The 19117-nt window shown below is 69.8% G+C and carries 18 protein-coding genes; 4 read left to right on the forward strand and 14 right to left on the reverse strand.

From position 1 onward, the window contains the following. Position 1 precedes the first annotated feature (1 nt). The 8 genes from BAY60_RS03485 to BAY60_RS03520 all read right to left on the reverse strand — a co-directional run bounded on the left by BAY60_RS03485 (position 2) and on the right by BAY60_RS03520 (position 9717). Positions 2–1411 (reverse strand): L-fucose/L-arabinose isomerase family protein, encoded by a 1410-nt coding sequence (locus BAY60_RS03485; protein ID WP_112279360.1) that lies wholly within the window; start codon positions 1409–1411, stop codon positions 2–4. A gap of 13 nt (positions 1412–1424) precedes the next feature. Then, positions 1425–3470, reverse strand: a complete 2046-nt coding sequence (locus tag BAY60_RS03490; RefSeq protein ID WP_112280685.1) for a bifunctional aldolase/short-chain dehydrogenase — start codon at positions 3468–3470, stop codon at positions 1425–1427. A 5-nt stretch (positions 3471–3475) separates the two neighbouring features. Further along, complete coding sequence (rhaI, locus tag BAY60_RS03495) at positions 3476–4642, reverse strand: L-rhamnose isomerase (protein WP_112279361.1); 1167 nt, start codon at positions 4640–4642, stop codon at positions 3476–3478. Positions 4643–4666: 24 nt separating this feature from the next. After that, the gene (locus BAY60_RS03500; RefSeq protein WP_112279362.1) at positions 4667–4999 is read right to left on the reverse strand and encodes an L-rhamnose mutarotase; all 333 of its coding nucleotides are present in this window, start codon (positions 4997–4999) and stop codon (positions 4667–4669) included. Positions 5000–5065: 66 nt separating this feature from the next. Next, the gene (gene rhaS / locus BAY60_RS03505; RefSeq protein ID WP_112279363.1) at positions 5066–6154 is read right to left on the reverse strand and encodes a rhamnose ABC transporter substrate-binding protein; all 1089 of its coding nucleotides are present in this window, start codon (positions 6152–6154) and stop codon (positions 5066–5068) included. Beyond that, positions 6151–7200 carry an ABC transporter permease gene (locus BAY60_RS03510; protein WP_112279364.1) on the reverse strand — a complete coding sequence of 350 codons (1050 nt, stop codon included), beginning with the start codon at positions 7198–7200 and terminating at the stop codon, positions 6151–6153. Before BAY60_RS03510 ends, rhaS begins: the two co-directional genes overlap by 4 nt. Beyond that, positions 7193–8194 carry an ABC transporter permease gene (locus tag BAY60_RS03515; protein WP_112279365.1) on the reverse strand — a complete coding sequence of 334 codons (1002 nt, stop codon included), beginning with the start codon at positions 8192–8194 and terminating at the stop codon, positions 7193–7195. Before BAY60_RS03515 ends, BAY60_RS03510 begins: the two co-directional genes overlap by 8 nt. Further along, positions 8191–9717: a sugar ABC transporter ATP-binding protein gene (locus BAY60_RS03520; protein WP_112280686.1), complete on the reverse strand. Its 1527-nt coding sequence runs from the start codon at positions 9715–9717 to the stop codon at positions 8191–8193. The genes BAY60_RS03515 and BAY60_RS03520 overlap by 4 nt, the downstream gene beginning before the upstream one ends. Positions 9718–9932: 215 nt before the next feature. Between BAY60_RS03520 and BAY60_RS03525 the strand changes: the two genes are divergently transcribed. After that, positions 9933–10940 carry a LacI family DNA-binding transcriptional regulator gene (locus tag BAY60_RS03525; protein ID WP_112279366.1) on the forward strand — a complete coding sequence of 336 codons (1008 nt, stop codon included), beginning with the start codon at positions 9933–9935 and terminating at the stop codon, positions 10938–10940. Between the two features lie 57 nt (positions 10941–10997). Beyond that, positions 10998–11771: a S1 family peptidase gene (locus tag BAY60_RS03530; protein ID WP_112280687.1), complete on the forward strand. Its 774-nt coding sequence runs from the start codon at positions 10998–11000 to the stop codon at positions 11769–11771. Positions 11772–11778: 7 nt separating this feature from the next. On the opposite strand, the gene styA is transcribed toward BAY60_RS03530, so the two are convergent. The 3 genes from styA to BAY60_RS03545 form a co-directional block, all read right to left on the reverse strand. Then, positions 11779–13008, reverse strand: a complete 1230-nt coding sequence (styA, locus tag BAY60_RS03535; protein ID WP_112279367.1) for a styrene monooxygenase subunit StyA — start codon at positions 13006–13008, stop codon at positions 11779–11781. A 45-nt stretch (positions 13009–13053) separates the two neighbouring features. Continuing rightward, positions 13054–13596, reverse strand: coding sequence for a flavin reductase family protein (locus tag BAY60_RS03540; RefSeq protein WP_245992299.1), 543 nt, complete (start codon positions 13594–13596; stop codon positions 13054–13056). Positions 13597–13688: 92 nt separating this feature from the next. Continuing rightward, complete coding sequence (locus BAY60_RS03545) at positions 13689–14660, reverse strand: alpha/beta hydrolase fold domain-containing protein (protein WP_112279369.1); 972 nt, start codon at positions 14658–14660, stop codon at positions 13689–13691. 116 nt (positions 14661–14776) lie between these two features. Between BAY60_RS03545 and BAY60_RS03550 the strand changes: the two genes are divergently transcribed. Continuing rightward, positions 14777–15781, forward strand: a complete 1005-nt coding sequence (locus BAY60_RS03550) for a LacI family DNA-binding transcriptional regulator (RefSeq protein ID WP_112279370.1) — start codon at positions 14777–14779, stop codon at positions 15779–15781. A 74-nt stretch (positions 15782–15855) separates the two neighbouring features. Here the strand turns inward: BAY60_RS03550 and BAY60_RS03555 are convergent, their stop codons facing one another. The 3 genes from BAY60_RS03555 to BAY60_RS03565 all read right to left on the reverse strand — a co-directional run bounded on the left by BAY60_RS03555 (position 15856) and on the right by BAY60_RS03565 (position 18511). After that, entirely contained in the window at positions 15856–16452 is a 597-nt protein-coding gene (locus BAY60_RS03555) for a dihydrofolate reductase family protein (RefSeq protein WP_112279371.1), read from the reverse strand. Between the two features lie 344 nt (positions 16453–16796). Then, positions 16797–17420 carry a hypothetical protein gene (locus tag BAY60_RS03560; protein WP_211330173.1) on the reverse strand — a complete coding sequence of 208 codons (624 nt, stop codon included), beginning with the start codon at positions 17418–17420 and terminating at the stop codon, positions 16797–16799. An 8-nt stretch (positions 17421–17428) separates the two neighbouring features. Beyond that, positions 17429–18511: a hypothetical protein gene (locus BAY60_RS03565; protein ID WP_112279373.1), complete on the reverse strand. Its 1083-nt coding sequence runs from the start codon at positions 18509–18511 to the stop codon at positions 17429–17431. 242 nt (positions 18512–18753) lie between these two features. Between BAY60_RS03565 and BAY60_RS03570 the strand changes: the two genes are divergently transcribed. Further along, entirely contained in the window at positions 18754–19002 is a 249-nt protein-coding gene (locus BAY60_RS03570) for a hypothetical protein (RefSeq protein WP_112279374.1), read from the forward strand. The last annotated feature ends 115 nt before the right edge of the window (positions 19003–19117 follow it).

Raw genomic sequence — 19117 nt, forward strand, 5'->3', positions numbered from 1 at the left:
CTCAGACCTCGACGACCGGCACGTCCAGCAGGCTCGCCACCGCACGCAACCGCGCGGCACGATGCCCGACGCCGAGCGCCCAGTGGTGCGCGACGCCGCTGGCCGACCACTCGTCGGTCCACTCGCCGGGGTCGCGGCCGAAGTCGACCCGGCTGGTGGTGTTGCCGATCTTCATCAGCGGACCGTCGACCACCTCGCCCTCCGACACGATCAGCGAGTACCGCCCGTGGTGGTCCTGCCCGACTCCGAGCAGCGTCACCGGCCCGTGCGCGACGTCGAACTCCACGGACACGCCCCAGCCGCGCTTGCCGTGGTAGACGCCAAGGCCCCGCAGCAGCGGCTTCGTGGCGCTGATCGCCAGGTGTGCGGGACCGTCGTGGCCCATCTCGACGTGGCCGCGCTGGAAGTCCAGTGCCTGCAGCTCGGTGAACGAACCGCCCGCGCCGAGCACGTCCATGATCAGCATCGCCAGGCTGGTGCGCAGCTCGTACTCTCCGGCCGCGGGGATGCCGCGCGCGGTGAGCAGGCTCGCGCCGAGGATCATCCCCGCGCCGAGCCGCTCGTGCAGCTCGCCGTCGAGGCCGCGGTGGTAGTAGGCGAGGCTGTCCAGGTCGAAGTCGGCGACCAGCCGGTCGAGCCCGACCGCCACCTTCGCGCCCCACTCCAGGTCCTCGCGGTTCACCGAGGCGTCGAGCTCGAACACCGACTCCGCCTCGGCGACCTTCTCCGCCACCTCCGCGTCCGTCACCCGCTCGACCCGGACGCGCAGGTCGTCGAACTCCAGCACCTCGACGTGCCCGCCGAAGTGGGCGCTCACCATCGTCAGATCCGTCGACACGTCGTACATGCCCGGGTAGAGGTGGCCCATCAGGCCGTGCCTGCCGTGGCGCAGGACCGTGCGCACCGACGCGGCCGAGATCCAGTTCTCGATCCTGGCCCACGCCCGCTCGTCGCGCAGATGGCCCGACACGCTGCGGAACTCGACACCCGCCCTGCGGAAGGCGTTGGCCATCTCCGGCAGCGGGCACGCGCCGCAGTAGGCCAGCCACTGCCCGGTGTCGACGCTCGCGTGGTCCATCGACTCGGTCGGCTGCAGGTTGATCAGCAGCACCGGGGCACCGCTGCGCTGCGCGATCGGCATCAGCATCGTGGCCGTCATGTACGTGGTGAGGAAGCCGACGATCAGGTCGCAGCCCGCCGCCCGCAGCTTCTCCGCCGCGGCGGCGCCCTCCTGGGCGTCGGAGATGAAGCCGACGTCGACGATCTCGGCGTCGTAGCCCGCGATGCGCTCGCTGACGTAGGCCGACGAGCGCTTCAGCGTCGGCAGCAGGTCGGGAAACTGCGGCCAGTACGCGCCGAGCCCGCCCGCGACGAGGCCGATCGTCGGCCTGCGCTTGGTGTTGGACGTCATGGGGACTCCTTCGTCACCGCAGGAACGCGGCCGCGACACCGGCATCGACCGGGATGTGCAGGCCCGTGGTGTGGGACAACTCGCCCGAGGTGAGCGCGAACACCGCGTTGGCGACGTGCTCGGGCAGTACCTCCCGCTTGAGCAGCGTGCGCTGGGCGTAGAAGGCGCCCAGCTCCTCCTCGGGCACGCCGTACACGGCGGCCCGCTGGGCGCCCCAGCCGGAGGCGAAGATCCCCGACCCGCGCACCACCCCGTCCGGGTTCACGCCGTTGACCCGGATGCCGTACTCGCCCAGCTCCGCGGCCAGCAGGCGCACCTGGTGCGCCTGGTCGGCCTTCGTGGCGCCGTAGGCGATGTTGTTCGGCCCGGCGAACACGCCGTTCTTGCTGGCGATGTAGACGATGTCGCCGCCGAGGCCCTGCGCGATCATCGCCCTGGCCGCCTCGCGCGAGACCAGGAACGAGCCGCGCGCCATCACGTCGTGCTGCAGGTCCCAGTCGCGCGTGCTGGTCTCCAGCAGCGGCTTGGAGATCGACAGCCCGGCGTTGTTGACCACCAGGTCGACGCCGCCGAAGGCCAGCGACGTGGCGGCCACCGCCTCGGCCACGGCGTCCTCGTCGGTGACGTCGACGGCCACGGCCACCGCCCTGTCGGCGTTGCCGATCTCCCCGGCGACCTTCGCGGCCGCCTCGGCGTCGCGGTCGGCGACGGCCACACACGCGCCCTCGGCGGCCAGCCGCTGCGCGATGGCCCTGCCGATCCCGGAGCCACCCCCGGTGACGAGCGCGATCCGCGTGGCGAGCGGCTTGGGCTTGGGCATGCGCCGCAGCTTGGCCTCTTCCAGCTCCCAGTACTCGATGCGGAACTTCTCCGACTCCGGGATCGGCGCGTACGTCGACACCGACTCGGCGCCGCGCATGACGTTGATGGCGTTGACGTAGAACTCGCCCGCCACGCGCGCGGTCTGCTTGTCGCGGCCGAAGCTGAACATGCCCACGCCCGGCACCAGCACGATCGCCGGGTCCGCGCCGCGCATCGGCGGCGAGTCGGCGGTGGCGTGCCGCTGGTAGTAGGCGGCGTACTCCTCGCGGTAGGTGGCGTGCAGGTCCCTGACCCGCTCTATGACCTGCTCCAGCGGCGCGGTGGCGGGCAGGTCCACCACGAGCGGGGCGACCTTGGTGCGCAGGAAGTGATCGGGGCACGACGTGCCGAGCGCGGCCAGCGCCGGGTGCTTCTGTCTGGACAGGAACTCCAGCACCTCGGCCGAGTCGGTGAAGTGGCCCAGCTGCGGCGCGTCGGTGGAAGCGAGCCCGCGCAGCACGGGGAACAACTCGGCCGCGCGGGCCCGCCGGTCCGCGTCGGGCAGCGGCTCGTAGCCGGGCAGCACCGGGCCAAACGGCTCCGGATCGCCGTGCTCGGCGAGGTAGGCCTCGGCGGTGCGGATGATCTCCAGGGAGTTGCGCCGGCACTGCTCGCTCGAGGCGCCCCACGCCGTGATGCCGTGCCCGCCGAGGACGCAGCCGATGGCCCGCGGGTTCTCGGCCTTGATCGCGGCGATGTCGAGGCCGAGCTGGAAGCCCGGCCGCCGCCACGGCACCCACACCACGCGCTCGCCGAACACCGTGCGGGTCAGCTCCTCGCCGTCGACGGCGGTGGCGATCGCGATGCCCGAGTCGGGGTGCAGGTGGTCGACGTGCGGCGCATCGACGAGGCCGTGCATGGCGGTGTCGATGCTCGGCGCGGCGCCGCCCTTGCCGTGCAGGCAGTAGTCGAACGCGGCGACCATCTCGTCCTCGCGCTCCTCGCCGGGGTAGACGTCGACGAGCGCGCGCATCCGGTCGAGCCGCAGCACGGCGAGCCCGGCCTCGGTGAGGGTGCCCAGGTCGCCGCCCGAGCCCTTCACCCACATCAGGTCGACGTCATCGCCGGTGGCCGGGTCTGTGGCGGTGCCCTTGGCCGAGGCGTTGCCGCCCGCGTAGTTGGTGTTCCTCCGGTCGGCTCCGAGCTCGTGCGAGCGCGCGAGCAGCTCGGCGACGGCGGGATGCGGTTGGCTGGTCATGGTGCTCAGGCTCCCCATCCGGCGGCGCTGCCGCCAACACGTTCGGCGCGGATCTTCTCGGCGTGGCCGCTGCGGCGGTAGGCGGCGATCGGGTCGGGGTCGAGGCCCATCTCGTCGCGCAGCTCGGCCAGCAGCGGGCGCACGTCGGTGGAGAAGGCGTCGACGAGCACGGCGTTGGCGCCGAGCACGTCGCCGTCGGCCTGGGCGGCCCGCAGCGCGCCGGCGTCCACGAGCAGCGCCTTGGCGGTGGCCTCCTGCACGTTCATCACCGAGCGGATCAGCGCCGGGATCTTCGGCTCGATGTTGTGGCACTGGTCGAGCATGAACGCCACTCCCGCCGAGGCGTCGAGCCCGCCGCCGAGCACGATCTCGACCATGATGCGGAACAGCTGGTAGGGGTCGGCCGCGCCGACCATCAGGTCGTCGTCGGCGTAGAAGCGGGAGTTGAAGTGGAAGCCGCCGAGCCTGCGCTTGCGCAGCAGGAACGCGACGATGAACTCGATGTTCGTGCCGGGAGCGTGGTGACCGGTGTCCACGAGCACCTGCGCCCGCTCGCCCAGCTCGATGCAGTGGGCGTAGCTGGTGCCCCAGTCGGGCACGTCCGTGGCGTAGAAGGCGGGCTCGAAGAACTTGTACTCCAGCAGCATCCGCTGCCGCTCACCGAGTCGCTCGTAGACGGCGGCCAGCGCCTCCTCCAGGCGGGCCTGCCGGTCGGCGATGGAGTCCTGGCCGGGGTAGTTGAGGCCGTCGGCCAGCCACACCGACAGGTCCCGCGAGCCGGTGACGTCCATGATGTCGACGCATTCGAGCAGGTGGTCCAGCGCCTTGCGCCGCACGGCGGGGTCCGGGTTGCAGAGGCTGCCCAGGCGGTAGTCGTCGTCCTGGAACACGTTGGGGTTCACGGCGCCGATCGTTACGCCCGCCTCCTTGGCGTGCCGGGCCAGATCGGCGTAGTCGTCCACCCTGTCCCACGGGATGTGCACGGCCACGCTGGGGGCGACACCGGTGAACCGGTGGACGGTGGCGGCGTCGTCGATCTTCTCGTAGGCGTCGCGGGGAATGCCCTCCTGGGCGAAGACCTTGAAGCGGGTTCCGGAGTTGCCGAAGGCCCACGAGGGGGTTTCGATGTGCTGCGTGCGCAGCGCGGCCTTGACGGCCGAGTGGTCGGTCATTGGGTCCCTCCCGGGTGGTCGGTGTCAGTCGAGGTGGAAGACCTCGGTCAGCGGCGCGATGCCCTCGTCGGGCCTGCCGTCGAGGCTTTCGAAGAACGGCGCCATCTCGGCCTGCCAGCGGGCGTTGACGTCCGTGGCGGCCATGCCCCGCAGGGCCGCGTCGAGGTCCTCGGTTTCGAAGTAGCCGACGAGCAGGCCGTCCGGTGCGAGAAACAGCGAGTAGTTCCGCCAGCCGGTCTCGCGCAGCGCGGCGAGCATCTCCGGCCACACCTCGGCGTGCCGCCGCCGGTACTCGTCCATCCGGTCGGCCTTCACCTTCAGCAGGAAACAGACACGCCTCGCGGTCGGGCGTTCCATGTGCGAGCCCCTTGCCGTGCCGGGGGCGGTGGGCGCTCAGGCAGGGCGCCCACCGCCCGCCCTGCGTCAGAAGTTGTAGTCGTCGATGTTGTCGGCGTTGAACACCGTCGGCGGGCCGAGGATGATCTCGCCGTTCTTGCCGATGGTGCGCTCGCCGAGCTCACCCGCCTTGAGCACCTCACCCTCCTTGCCGGTGATCTGCCCCGAGGCCAGTGCGGCCGCGGCGTAGCCGGCCAGGTAGCCGAGCTGCTCCGGGTCCCACAGCGCGAACTCCTTCACCGTGCCATCCTTGACGAACTGGCGCATCTGGTTCGGCGTGCCGAGACCGGTGAGCACGACCTTGCCCTTGTACGGCGACGAGGAGATGTAGCGCGCCGCGGCCGAGATGCCGACCGTGGTCGGCGAGACGATCGCCTTGAGGTCCGGAATGGACTTCAGCAGCGCCTGGGTCTCCTGGAACGACTTCTGGTCGTCGTCGTCACCGTAGGCCACCTTGACGAGCTGGATGTCCTTGTACTCGGGCTTGGTGAGCTCGTCCTTCATGTACTCGATCCAGGTGTTCTGGTTCGTCGCGTTGGGCGTCGCCGACAGGATCGCGATCTTGCCCTTGCCGCCGATCTGCTCGGAGACCATCTTGATCTGCGAGCGGCCGATGTCCTCGGAGTCGGCCTGGTTGACGAACACCTGGCGGGCGTCCACCGCGGCGTCGGAGTCGTAGCTCACCACGGCTATGCCCTTGTCCATCGCGTCCTTCAGCGCGGGCGCGACGGCGTTCGGGTCGTTGGCCGCGATGACGATCGCGTCCTGGTTCTGCTGCACCAGCGTGTTGATGTAGGAGACCTGCGACGACGCCGACGCGTCGGAGGGGCCGACCTCCTTGCCGGTGCCCTTGAGCTCCTCGACCGCGGCGATTCCGCCCTTGTCGACGATGTTCTCGTACGGGTTGTCGATCTCCTTGGGCAGGAAGGCGATCTTCAGGCCCTCCTTGATGGGGGCGTTCGGATCGGCCGTCTTCTCGGTGCCGGAGCCGCCGCTGTCGGACGCGGCGTCCGAGCCCTTCGTCGTGCCACCGCAGCCTGCGATCAGCGCGGCCACCAGACCTGCGCTCGTCACCGCGAGCGCGGCACGCTTCCTTCTCTGCAGTGAGGTGATCATCTTTGGTCCTCCTCGGGGGTACCGTGGGCAGCGGTCGCCCCCACGGGGTCTGGCAGGGTTTCCTGGGGTGGGGGTCCCGGTTCCGCGGCGGGCGCCGGGTTGCGCCGCCTGCGGATCAGGTTCGCGACAACGGGCACCAGGACCGAGACGATCAGCAGCAGGCCGTTGATCACGTTCTGGATCTCGTTGGTCACGTCGTTGAGGAACAGCACGTTGCGCAGCCCGGCCATCAGCAGCAGGGCGCTCGCGACGCCGAACACGGTGCCCCGGCCTCCGAAGATCGACACGCCGCCGAGCAGTACCGCGGCCACCGCGATGAGCTCCATGCCGTAGGCGTTGTCGGCGCGGGCGCTGTTGTAGCGCAGCGTGTAGATCAGCGAGGCGATCGCACACAGCACGCCGGAGACGATGTAGAGCGTGAACTTGATGCGGTCGACGCGGATGCCGGAGAAGCGGGCCGTCTGCTCCCCGAGCCCGATGGCGTAGAGGGAGCGGCCGACCGGCGTGTGGTGCACCACGACCGCGACGAGCACGCCGACGATCAGCACCAGCAGCGTGGCGTAAGGCAGGAACGTGCCACCCAGGTTGTCCGCGGCGATCGGGCGGTAGTTCTCCGGGAAACCGGTCACCGCACCGTCGCCGAGCACCACGTACGCCAGGCCCCGGTAGAGCCCGAGCGTGCCGATGGTGACGGCGAGCGCGGGCAGCCCGAACCTGACGATGAGCGCCGCGTTGAGCGAGCCGAGTACGGCACCGGCCACCAGCACGATCGGCACGATGGTCTCGAAGGGCATGCCCGCGTTCCACAGCACCCCGGTCAGCGCCGAGCAGAAGCCGATGATCGAGGCCACCGAGAGGTCGATCTGTCCGGTGAGGATGATCGGCAGCAGCGCGAGTGCGAGCAGCGCGACCTCGGTGTAGTCGAGCAGCAGGAAGCTGACGTTGTCGGCTTCGGCGAAGCCAGGGGTGCTGGCCGAGCCCCACGCGAACACCGCGACGCACAGCAGCACGAGGATGGACTCCCAGCGAAAGAGCTTCTCACGCACGGCGCAGGCTCCTCTCCTTGCGGAGACGTTCGGCTAGTCGCAGCATCACGGCGCGGTCGAGCGAGATCGCCAGCAGCAGCGCGGCACCGTCGACGGCCCGCTGCCAGAACGCCGGGACCCCGAGAATGGGCAGCGCACCGGTGATCGTGGTGAGCAGCAGGGCACCCAGCACGGCACCGAGCACCGTGCCGCTGCCGCCGAAGATCGCGACGCCACCGACCACGACGGCGGCCACGACCGCCAGTTCCTTGCCGGTGCCCACCGAGGCGTTGATCGTGCCGAAGTAGGAGGCGTGCAGCACCCCCGCGAGCCCGACGAGGGCACCGGAGAGCACGAACGCCGTGAACACCCTGCGACCCGCCGGGATACCGGCCAGCCGGGCCGCGTGCGGGTTGGAGCCGATGGCGTACAGCTCGCGGCCGGACCGCCAGTTGTGCAGCGCGTAGGCGGCGATGACGAGTGCCACGAGCGCGATCAGCGTCAGGTGGGGGATGCCGAGGACGGAGCCGCTGCCGAAGGACAGGAAGCTCGGCGACATCTGGTCGGCGTTGATCTGGTGCACCCCGGTGGCGCTGGCCCAGCCGTAGTCGATGCCGCGGAAGACGTAGAGCGTACCGAGGGTGACCACCAGGGCGGGCACCTTGGCGATGGCCACGAGCGCGCCGTTGAACGCGCCGCACGCCGCGCCGAGCGCCATCCCGGCGAGCACCACGACGATGGTCGGCGTCCCCTGGTCGGCGATGAACATCTGGCCGGACAGGTAGGCCGTCAGGCCCATCACCGAGCCGACCGACAGGTCGATGTTGCGGGTGATGACCAGCAGGGTCTGGCCGATGGCCAGCAGGGCGATGATCGAGGCGTTGAGGAACAGGTCGTGCACGCCCTGCGCGTTGAGGAAGGACGGGTTCACCGCGGTGGTCACGGCCACCACGACGACGAGCGCGAGCACGATGCTCAGCTCACGCCCGGAGAGGACCTCGCGAAGCCTGCTCATGCTGCGCTCCCCTGCCTCCCGTTACCGGTGGCCGCGTACATGACGGACTCCTCTGTCGCTTCGTCCCGGGACAGCTCGGCCGTCAGCCGTCCCTCGTGCATCACCAGTACGCGGTCGGCCATACCGAGCACCTCGGGCAGTTCCGACGAGATCAGCAGCACGGCCATGCCCTGCGCGGCCAGGTCGGACAGCAGCGCGTGCACCTCGACCTTGGCGCCGATGTCGATGCCGCGGGTTGGTTCGTCGACGATGAGCACCGACGGCTCGGTGGCCAGCCACTTGCCGAGCACGACCTTCTGCTGGTTGCCGCCGGAGAGCGTGCTGACGGAATCGGAGAGCCTGCCGAACTTCAGCGCGAGCCGCTCGCCCCATGTCCCGGCGAGCTCGCTTTCCTTGCTGCGCCGGGTGATCCCGCCCGGGGACACCTGGTGCAGCCGGGCGAGGCTGGCGTTGCGCTCGATCGACAGCTCCAGCACGAGGCCCTGTTCCCTGCGGTCCTCGGGAACGAGGGCGACGCCCCGCTCGATGGCGGTGCGCGGCCTGCCCGCGGGCAGCGGCTCGCCGTTGACGGTGACGCTGCCCGCATCGCGCTCGTCCACACCGAAGATCGCTCTGACCACTTCGGACCGTCCGGACCCGACGAGCCCGGCGAGGCCGACGATCTCGCCCTTGCGCACGGAGAACGAGATGTCGCGGTACACGCCGGCGCGCGTGAGACCGTCGACGACGAGCACCTCCTCACCGGCTTCGGTGTCGCGCTTGGGAAAGAGCTGCTCGACGGAGCGGCCGACCATGCGGCGCACGAGCGTGTCGTGGTCGATGTCGGCCATCCGCTCGGTGGTGACGAACGCGCCGTCGCGCAGCACGGTGACGCGGTCACACAGGGCGTACATCTCGTCGAGCCGGTGGGAGATGAACAGCAGCGCGGCGCCGCGCTCGGCGAGCCCGCGCGCGACCCGGAACAGCCGCTCGGCCTCCACGGCAGACAGGGCCGCGGTGGGCTCGTCCATGACGATGATCCGCGCGTCGGCCACGAGTGCCTTGGCGATCTCGATGATCTGCTGGTCGGCGATCGAAAGGCCCCGCGTCTGGCGGACCGGGTCGATCGGCACGCCGAGTTGCGCGAACACCTCGGCGGCACGCCTGGTCATCGCCCGCCGGTCGATGCGCCTGCCGGGCCGCAGCGGCTGGCGGCCCATGAAGACGTTCTCGGCCACCGACAGGTCGGGAAACTGGATGGGCTCCTGGTGGATGACCGCGACACCGCGCTGCTGCGCCTCGCGCGGCGAGGAGAACCGCACGGTCTCGCCGTCGAGGAGCACCTCGCCGCTGTCGGGCTGGTGCTCACCGCCGATGACACGCACCACGGTCGACTTCCCGGCCCCGTTCTCGCCGGCGAGCGCGTGGACCTCTCCGGCGCGCAGGGCCAGCGACACTCCGCGCAGCGCCCTGACCGCCTGGAACGACTTGCTGACGTTCCTGAGCTCGAGCAGCGGCGCGGAGGGGTGCTCCGGTGCTCCCACGATGGCCTCCTTCACTGGAGATCGTGAAACGTTTCATTCCACGAGTGGCGCTCAAAGTAAGGCAGCGGAGCCAGACCAGTCAAGACCCGCTGACGTGCGGCATGGTCACGATCGCGCGGCGAGACCGGGGTATCCTCTGACTACCGCGCCGCGCGGCTCGGGGCCACCGGCGGCCCCGAATCGGGTGAACCGTTTCAGACCATGCGAGGACAGCCATGTCGCCGAGCATCAAGGACGTCGCCGAGCGCGCGGGCGTCTCGGTGGGCACGGTGTCCAATGTGCTCAACCATCCGGAGCGGGTCGCCGAGAGCACAAGAGCCACGGTGCTCGCCGCCATCTCCGCGCTCGGCTTCGTCCGCAACTCCTCCGCCGCCCAGCTCAGGGCAGGTACCAGCCGCTCGCTCGGGCTCATCGTGCTCGACCTGGCCAACCCGTTCTTCCACGAGGTGGCCAGAGGCGTCGAGCAGGTCGCCGACGAGCTCGGCTACGCCGTCGTGCTGTGCAACTCCGACGACCAGACCGCCCGCGAGAACCGCTACCTGCAGGTGCTGGAGGAGCAGCGGGTGCGCGGCGTGCTCATCACGCCGGTGGAGGTCGGCTCCGAACGGCTCGACGCGCTGCGCAGGCGCGGCACGCCGACGGTGCTCGTCGACCGGCACGATCCGCGGGTGAACTGCTGCTCGGTGGCGGTGGACGACGTCGTCGGCGGCGAGCTGGCCGGCGCGCACCTGCTGAGCCTCGGCCACGCGCGGATCCTCCACGTCACCGGGCCGCTCAGCCTGCGGCAGTGCGCCGACCGGCTCGCGGGCCTGCGCCGGGCCGTCGCAGCGGCCGGGCACGACCCGGACACGGCGATCGAGGTCATCGAGGAGCGGGCCATGAACGCACGTACCGCCTACGACGCGGCCCGCGCCCGCTTCGCCCGCGACGACGAGGTGGGTGCGGTGTTCTGCGCCAACGACCTGATGGCGCTCGGTGTGCTGCGCGCGGCCCTGTCCTCGGGCAGGCGCGTGCCGGAGGACCTGGCGATCGTCGGCTACGACGACATCGAGTTCGCCGCCGACGCGGCCGTGCCGCTGACGTCGATCCGGCAGCCGACCCAGCAGATCGGCAGGGCCGCCGCGCAGCTGCTGGTCGAGGAGTGCGACCACCCGCGGACGCACGCCCACCAGCAGGTCATGTTCAAGCCCGAGCTGGTGGTGCGGGAGTCCACCGCCGGCTGACGTACTCACTCGCTAGGGTGACCCTGTCAAGAATCGACAGACTTGGGGGTCATTCCGGTGTTTCGCCGACTTCGGGGCGCGGCGGCGCTCGCCGCCGTCACCGCACTGACACTGCTACCGGGCGTGCCCGCGCAGGCCGTCGCGAACGGTGAGGACGTTCCCGACGGCAGGTACCGGTTCTCGGTCTCGCTCTCGATGCCCGAGATCACCAGGCCGAACGGTACGACCTACGCCAGCGCGTGCTCGGCCGCGCTGATCTCGACACAGTGGATCATCAGCGCGGGGCACTGCTTCCACGACGGCGCGCGCAACCGGATCAACGGCGCGCCGCACTACCCGGTGATCGCGACGGCGGGGCAGGCCACGCTCTCCGGCACCGGCGGGGTACGGCGCGAGGTGGTCGAGGTCGTGCAGGCTGACGACACCGACGTGGCACTGGCCAAGCTCGCGGAGCCGGTTCCCGGCATCAGGCCGCTGCGGATCAGCGCGACGGCGCCCGCCGAGGGCGACGTCGTCCGGCTCGTCGGCTGGGGCTCGGCCGACAGCACCGCGGACCTCGCGCACCGGCCCGACCGGATGCAGACGGGACGGTTCACGGTCACGCGGCACGACGAGCACCACCTCTACGTCACCGGGCACCTGCCGCAGCGCTCCGTCAGCGCGTGCCCCTACGACTCGGGTGCGCCGCTCTTCACCGAGCGCGGCCACGGCCGGTTCGAGCTGGTCGCCACCGAGGTCGGCGGCCCCGCCTGCCCGCACGAGTCCGAGGAGACGACGGCCCGCGCGGACGTGCTGCGCAGGTGGGTTCACCAGCACATCCACCGCTGGTGAGCCTGGCTCAGCCGCCGATGCCGTGCCGGGCGAGGTGGTTGCGCGTGCGCTCGGGCGTGGCCAGCACGTCCCACTGCCGCTCGGGGTAGCTGAAGTTGTCGGTGAACTCGTCGGCGACCGCCTGGTGTTCCGACATCGCACCGAGCAGTTCCAGCAGGTGCTGGGGCGGCGGGGTGCGGATCATCAGGTTCGTCCAGTCCGAGGTGGACTGCACGCGGTCCTGCCTGCGCCGCGCGACCTTCCGGCAGAACCGCTCGTCGAAGTTCTGGTCGGCCAGGATGGTCTGCCCCAGCTCCCACGCCGAGTAGGAGGCACAGTTGGCGCCCTGGCCGACGACCGGGTCCACCACCGTGTGCACGTCGCCGACGGCCACGGTGTAGCGGCCGTTGGGCAGCCGGATGTAGTCCTCGCGCTCGGTGGGCACGACACTGCCCTGCAGCAGGTCCTGCGGGCTGGTGAGCCGGAACCGGCCGGGCTCGATGCGCTCGAACACCGTCGGGTGGTGCTGCTCGACCTTGCCGAGCACCAGCTTGTGGAACGCCGCGGGATCCTCGTCGTGGTCCGCGTCCGCGAGCTCCTCCAGGTCGCCGCCCGGCACCGCCTCGAACAGCAGTGCGGTGACGTGTCCTGCGAAGGAGTACATGGGAATCTCCAGCAGCTCGCCGTGGCCCGGCGAGATGCTCATCGTCACCCCCTTCGGGTCCGTGGGCGCCACACCCTCGTACAGCCCCGCGCAGAGCCTGCGCTGCGGGGTGTCGTACGGCGACCGGTCGGCCCTGCGCGGGAACACGGTGCCCATGCTGCCGCGCCCGGAGGCGATCACGACGAGGTCGTGGCGTTCCGACAGCGTCACCACGTCGGCGGGCTGCACCGGCCGCACCTCGAAGCCGCCGCCGCGCGAGAGGAAGTCCTCCAGCAGCCGCGGCAGGTAGATCCGGTAGTCGAGGGCACGCGACGGCGCGGCGAAGAAGCCGGGGAAGCGCAGCGGCGACGGCCCTCCGATGTAGTGGTGGTGCCCGAAGTACCCGTACTCGCCGATGTCCCAGTGATCCACACCGAGCCGCCGTTCGCGTTCGACGGTGACGTGGTGGTGGGCGACCGTGTTGGGCAACCGGCCGCCCGACAGCTGCTCCGCGGTGCGATCGCTGTAGATCGTCACGGGCACCTCGTGCCGGCGCAGCAACAGGCCGAGATGCAGACCGGCCACGCCCGCGCCGACGATTCCGATTCCGTCCATGAACGAACTCCTTGTCTCGCAGCGGATCCCGGGGCGGTAGCCGGGTCAGTAGGTGAAGAAGCCTTCGTCGATGTCGGTGTGCAGTGCCCGGTAGGAGCCGGTGAAGAACACCAGCGGCTCGCCGTCGGAGTGCGCGAGGTGGGTCACGTGTCCGATGTAGAGGATGTGGTCGCCCGCCTCGTGCGTGTCCACGACGTCACAGCCGATGCGGGCCATCGAGCCGGGCAGGAACGCCAGGCCGTCGGTGAACTCGAAATCCGGTGCCAGGCCCGGGACGGGCTTGCCCGCGAAGTGCACGGAGTGCAGTTGCTGGCGGTCGGAGAGCACGCTCACGCCGTAGCGCCCAGTGCGGGCGAGCAGCGCGGCCATCTTCGAGGCGCGGCCGAGGGAGACCAGCACCAGCGGTGGCTCGAGTGACACCGAGAGGAAGCCGTTGGCCGTCATCCCGTGCACGTGGCCGCTCTCCACGGTGGTGACGACGGTGACGCCACTGGTGAACCGGCCCATCGTGCGGCGGAAGTGAGTGGGGTCGATGGCCGGGCGGTGCGGCGGCGCCGATGCCGCGGAACGCTCCCGCGATGTTCGCAAACCGCGCAATTCCCTACCTTCCAGCTCTTGGGCAGGGAGCACGGTAGCGTGCTCGTGTGTAGCCGGGCAATGGCCCTGCGTGTCTGCGCCGGTCAGGCGGACGGGACTCCGTCGGAGCGGGCCGACCACGCCGACGACGCGGTGCGTCCGTTGTGCCGCACGCGGCTCACGATGTGCGCGATCCGCTCCGCCGCGTCGCGGCCCTCGGGCAGGTCGGCCAGCAGCCAGGCGTGGAACATGCCGGGGTACTCGTAGTACTCCAGCTCCACACCCTCGTCACGGGCGCGTTGCCGCAGCCTGCGCGCGTCGGCGAGCAGCACGTCGTCCGTCCCGACGAACACGCTCACCCTCCCCAGGTTCGACAGCGGGCCGTAGAGGGGACTGACCAGCGGATCCTTCGGGTCCAGGTCGTCGTTGCGGTACAGCCGGCCCGCCTCGCGCAGCCCGGCGATGGCCAGGTACGGGTCCCTGCGGTCGATGTCCGGCTGCGTGGGGTCGGAGACGGTGATGTCCAGCCACGGGCAGATGAGCACGAGCTCGTCGGGCTGGGGACGCCCGGCCTCCTCCAGCGCCTCGGACAGCACGAGGGCGAGGGCGCCGCCCGCGGAGTCGCCCATGATGATCTGGTCGCCGGAGTCGCGTCCGGCGAGGAAGTGGTCGTAGGCGTCCTTGATCATGGCGACCGTCTCGGCGGCCTGGTACTGCGGCGCGAGCGGGTAGACCGGGACCGTGACGGTGCAGCCGGTGCGGTCGATGAGTCGCGAGAAGAACCTCCAGTGGTCCCGCTGGATCTCGTGGACGTAGGCGCCGCCGTGGAAGTAGAGCACGTGCTTGCTGCTGGTCGGCGCCTTCGGTGCCAGGGTGAAGCAGGGCCTGTCGCGCACGACGGTACGAGTCACGTCGAGCCTGCGCCACAGGGCGGCCGGTGGCTGGATCTCCTCGGCGGGCGTCCGCTGTTCGATGCTCTCGTGCAGCGCGTCCAGGTCCGCATACGTGCCCTTGGCACGCGTCAGCCTGAGTTGCGCCTTGAACAGGCGCGCCCGCAGACTCGGTCCTTTCGTCACCGCCCGGGTGTACCCGGCGGCCGGACCCGTGAAACGGCCTGTCCCACGAGCGGGTGAATCGTTTCATACGGTGATAGGCTGCGCCGACGCAGGCCGGCGCAGCGAGCGAGGGGTCCATGGTCGGTATCAAGGATGTCGCCCGGCGAGCCGGGGTCTCGGTGGGCACGGTGTCCAATGTGGTCAACCGGCCGCACCTGGTGTCGGCCACCACCCGATCGCGCGTGCTGACGGCGATCCAGGAGCTGGGGTACGTGCGCGACGAGTCGGCACGCCAGCTGCGCGCGGGCCGCAGCCGCATCCTCGCGCTCGTGGTGCTCGACCTCGGCAACCCGTTCTTCGTCGACATCGCCCGCGGCGCCGAGCAGGCCGCACACGACGAGGGTCTGCACGTGATCACGTGCGACAGCGGTCAGCAGGCCGACCGTGAGCAGTCGTACCTGTCGATGCTGGCCGAGCAGCGTGTCCGTGGCGTGCTGCTCAGTCCGGTGGACACCTCGGGCGTGGCGCTGGAGACCTTCCGCCGCAACGAGATCCCGTACGTGTTCGTGGACCGCAGGGTGCCCGCGGACGAGGCGAGCTCGGTGTCGGTGGACGACGTGGCCGGTGGCGCGCTGGCCGCCCGGCACCTGGTGGAACGCGGGCACCGGGAGATCGCGCTGGTCAACGGCCCGCAGATCCTGGCCCAGTGCCGCGACCGCGAGGCGGGCGTGCGGTCGGTGCTGGCGGACTCGGCGGCCCGGCTCTCCGTGCTGGAGACGAACGATCTGGACGTGGCGTCCGGACGGGACGCGGGCGCGCGTCTGCTCGGCATGAGCCCGCGCCCCACCGCCGTGTTCTGCGCCAACGACCTGCTGGCACTGGGCGTGCTACAGGCGATGGTCAGCTCGGGCGTGCGCGTGCCGGAGGAACTGGCGATCGTCGGCTACGACGACATCGAGTTCGCGGGAGCGGCGGCGGTGCCGCTGACGTCGGTGCGGCAACCCGCGCGGCGACTCGGCCACAGGGCGGCCACGCTGCTCATCGCCGAGACGACGGAGGACACCGCGCCACCGGCACGGCAGACCGTGGTGTTCGAGCCGGAACTGGTGGTGCGTGAGTCGACCAAAACGGTGGTCAGGTAGCGGGTGGGCCGGGCTCCGTGCCGCCGGCGCGCCGGGCGCGGGGGTGGTGCCGAGCATGATCAGCCCGAAGTGGGTCACCCGGTCGCTCGGCGACGGATGCGGTAGCGGAGGTGGGTGGCCTCCGGGGTGTCGGTGACGCGCAGGATGTCCAGCTCAACGCGCGACGGCAGCACGTCGAACAGCCGGCGGCCGCCGCCGAACAGCACGGGAATCTGATGGATGCACAGCTCGTCCAGCACCCCGGCCTCGAGCGCACGCTGCGCCGTGTACGCGCCGATGACGTGCACGTGCCGGCCACCCGCGGCGGCCTTCGCCTGCGCCATTGCGCTGGCGATCCCGTCGCGGACGTAGGTCACCAGCGGGTAGTCCGCGACGGAAGGGTCGGGCGGCCGGTGGCTGGGCACGAAGATCGGGACACCGCTGTCGTGGTGGTCGCCGCCCCAGTGCCCGACCTGTTCGGCGGTCCGCCGCCCCGCGACGACCGCGCCCATGGCGTTCATCTCGCCGAGCACGTCCGCGGCGAGGCCGGACTGGCGGAACTCGCCGTCCGGGGTGAGGGCCCAGTCGTGCAACCGCACGAAGCCGTCGCCGCCGGGGTTGCCGGGACCGTCGTGCGGGCCGGCGATGTAGCCATCGAGAGACATCGACATGTCAAGGACCGAGGTGGCCATTTCGACTCCTTATTCGCGATCGGATCTGGCTACCGGGCTACCGTCTCGGGCCGCCCGTTGCGTACGCGTCGAACAGCGCAGGCCGGATTCGACGCGACGGTCACGTCGTTCGGGGACCGGTCCCACGGGCCGCGCTGGTGTCCGCCGCGCTGCCCGTGCCGCAGTCCGCGCTGCTCGCCGTCCTCATCCGCTGGTGCGGGCGGGATCGGTGAACGACCCGCCCGACTCCCTCAGGCGACTCCGGTGGATCACGCTGGCCGTCGACGCTCGGCTCATTCGCGTCCTGCTGGTTCGGCGGGAGCGGACCGCCTGGCTGACGCTCGTCGCGCTGGACGCTGTGTGGATCAACGGTTCAGATGGGGCGGGAAATCGAGCAACAGGTAGTCTCGCGCACGCTTGTTGGTCTCTGCGCCGCCGACATGCACCGAATGGAGAATCCCATTGTAGACAAGATCCCACAATTTATGATTCTGCTGCAAATCGAATACTTTTACGCGCGCTGATGCGCCGTGTCGGTCGGCCATATCGATGACATGCGCGGCGCCGTCGACGAAAACCTTGACCGTCGTCAGTTCGTAGGTCTTGATGAAGGTGTCTTTGCCGATGCCAACCCAATCAGCACCGGCCGATGTTCTCCCGGTTCGCCCGATCAACAGAAACACAAACGGCCACGGCGCCGCAATGAGCCAAAGCCAGATATTTCCGACCCAGCTGAACCCCCAGTCTTTGACAATATAGACCGCAAGGACTGCGGCCGTGCCACACAGTCCGGCGATGAAGCGACTGGTGCGGTCGGGGTAGAACCATTCGAGCATCCTGGCCTCGCCAGGCGGAGGCTGCACAACCTTCGATTTTCCGGCCGCACGGCGAGCGCCGGGCTTTGCCTTCTCCGATTCCAGTGGAGCGCGGGGAGGGCGCGGCTCACCGGTTACAGCGTCAGGTTTCGGGGGAAGGCTCGTGATATCCATGCGATCACCTAGAAGAGATCGTCAAAGAAGTTGCCCACAGCCTTGCCCGCATTACCGATCGCGGACCCGGCGTCAGAAAGCCGGTCGCCGGCCCAGTCGGCCGCGTCACCCGCCATGTCAACGGCATCGTCGCCCCACTCTTCAATCGCAAACCCAACGCCCGCCGAAACCAGGGCACCACCTGCCACGGCCCAACCTACAGGTCCGCCAGCGGCAGCGATCCCCGCGGTGGCCAAGGAGCCGGCAACGAACCCGCCCGCACCAGAGGCAATGGCTGTCGCAGGATCCTTTCCGGAATGGACATCCATACCAACACCGCCGGCGGTGATGAGGTCCCCGACGAGGGGGAGTTTGGCACCCACCTTGGCCGCTCCGCGCAATACGGTGTTGGCAATAGGCTTTTGAGCCCGCCCGAAGTCAAGGTTTGTGGTCAGGAACGACTTCACACTGTTGGGAAGCTTGTCGACTATGCGAGCTGTTCGCGTCGCGACCGCCTTGTTGAGTTCTGCCTGTTTCGCAAGCCTGCGCTCGATCTCCAGGGCATCAGCGCGAGCCTGCGCGAACGGATTCGTGCGACCGCTCTTGGCGTAGGCCGCCGCCCGTTCGATCGCAGGGTCCATTGCTCTCGCGGCGGCCCGGAACTTGCTCGTGCGCGCAGCGACCGCGCCGGCGAGTCCAGTTGCGATGTCACCGATATTGACTGGAGCCTTCTCGGCGTACCCCTTGGCGAACTTGACGAACGTTTGCTGCGAATCGATAAAGCTCTGCCGCGCAGGGGTCGCGACGCGTTCGGCTTCGACATACGCCTGAACCTGCTTTGCATACGCAGACGACGCTTGCGTAGCCTGCTCGTGGATTTCCTGCTGGCGTGGCGTCGGAGCACTCGGAAGCGGAGCGGGGTCGGCCGGCGCAGGCCCGGGCTCTTGAACTATGTGGCCGTTGATCGCCAAGCCGCCATTACGGGCGATATCGAGCGCCTGGGACATCCTCGACTTCGCCGTATCAACGTCATCGGCGTGGGCATTCAAGGCAGAGACGGTAGCGTTGAGATCACCAGTCAGCCCGTCAACCTGCTGACCGAACTGCGTCATCGTTGCGCGAAAGCCGTCGGACGCAGGTCCCGCCCATGTGGATTCCGAATCGCCGCGGACTCCGTACACCTGCGTGCCGGCTCCGTGAGCGTCGTTTGCCCGCTGGGACAACCACTCTGCTACAGCGCGAATGCTCGCCGCGTCCGAGCTAATCTCGGTATCGATTGGCATTTACTCCCCCAGACCCCTCAGCGTCCTCCAGCGCTCTCCACGTCGGCGCGGCTGTCCTGCTCAGCCGTTTCGTGCTCCTTGCCGCCAGCTACCCGCGCGAGACGTTCTCCCAGGAAGAAGGCTTCACCCCCGCAGAGCTGGGCTGGATCGGCCACATCAAGGAACTTGGCGCAGCACTACACCGACGCACACCACCGCGCTACCAACTCCCCAGCGGCGGCACCGCCTACGTCTGGCAACAGATCCGCGACCACCTCACTGAACGCATCGACGCCGGAGAGTTCGACCGCTGGCTACCGACCCGGCAGGCCCTCGCCTAGCAATACGGCGTCGGCATCGGCACCATCGACCGCGCCATCCACGAACTGGCCGCACAAGGCCGCGTGACGATCCTGCGCGGCAAGGGCACCCGCCCTGCACTGCCGAACTGCCCTC

It is taken from the genome of Prauserella muralis (genome assembly GCF_003202285.1).
GTDB lineage: Bacteria > Actinomycetota > Actinomycetes > Mycobacteriales > Pseudonocardiaceae > Prauserella_B > Prauserella_B muralis.

What these genes read in the sequence shown, in the direction of transcription:
- BAY60_RS03485 (WP_112279360.1), bottom strand. Translation starts at nt 1,411, where the DNA reads ATGACGTCCAACACCAAGCGCAGGCCGACGATCGGCCTCGTCGCGGGC.
- BAY60_RS03490 (WP_112280685.1), bottom strand. Translation starts at nt 3,470, where the DNA reads ATGACCAGCCAACCGCATCCCGCCGTCGCCGAGCTGCTCGCGCGCTCG.
- rhaI (WP_112279361.1), bottom strand. Translation starts at nt 4,642, where the DNA reads ATGACCGACCACTCGGCCGTCAAGGCCGCGCTGCGCACGCAGCACATC.
- BAY60_RS03500 (WP_112279362.1), bottom strand. Translation starts at nt 4,999, where the DNA reads ATGGAACGCCCGACCGCGAGGCGTGTCTGTTTCCTGCTGAAGGTGAAG.
- rhaS (WP_112279363.1), bottom strand. Translation starts at nt 6,154, where the DNA reads ATGATCACCTCACTGCAGAGAAGGAAGCGTGCCGCGCTCGCGGTGACG.
- BAY60_RS03515 (WP_112279365.1), bottom strand. Translation starts at nt 8,194, where the DNA reads ATGAGCAGGCTTCGCGAGGTCCTCTCCGGGCGTGAGCTGAGCATCGTG.
- BAY60_RS03525 (WP_112279366.1), top strand. Translation starts at nt 9,933, where the DNA reads ATGTCGCCGAGCATCAAGGACGTCGCCGAGCGCGCGGGCGTCTCGGTG.
- styA (WP_112279367.1), bottom strand. Translation starts at nt 13,008, where the DNA reads ATGGACGGAATCGGAATCGTCGGCGCGGGCGTGGCCGGTCTGCATCTC.
- BAY60_RS03550 (WP_112279370.1), top strand. Translation starts at nt 14,777, where the DNA reads ATGGTCGGTATCAAGGATGTCGCCCGGCGAGCCGGGGTCTCGGTGGGC.
- BAY60_RS03555 (WP_112279371.1), bottom strand. Translation starts at nt 16,452, where the DNA reads ATGGCCACCTCGGTCCTTGACATGTCGATGTCTCTCGATGGCTACATC.
- BAY60_RS03560 (WP_211330173.1), bottom strand. Translation starts at nt 17,420, where the DNA reads ATGGATATCACGAGCCTTCCCCCGAAACCTGACGCTGTAACCGGTGAG.
- BAY60_RS03565 (WP_112279373.1), bottom strand. Translation starts at nt 18,511, where the DNA reads ATGACGCAGTTCGGTCAGCAGGTTGACGGGCTGACTGGTGATCTCAAC.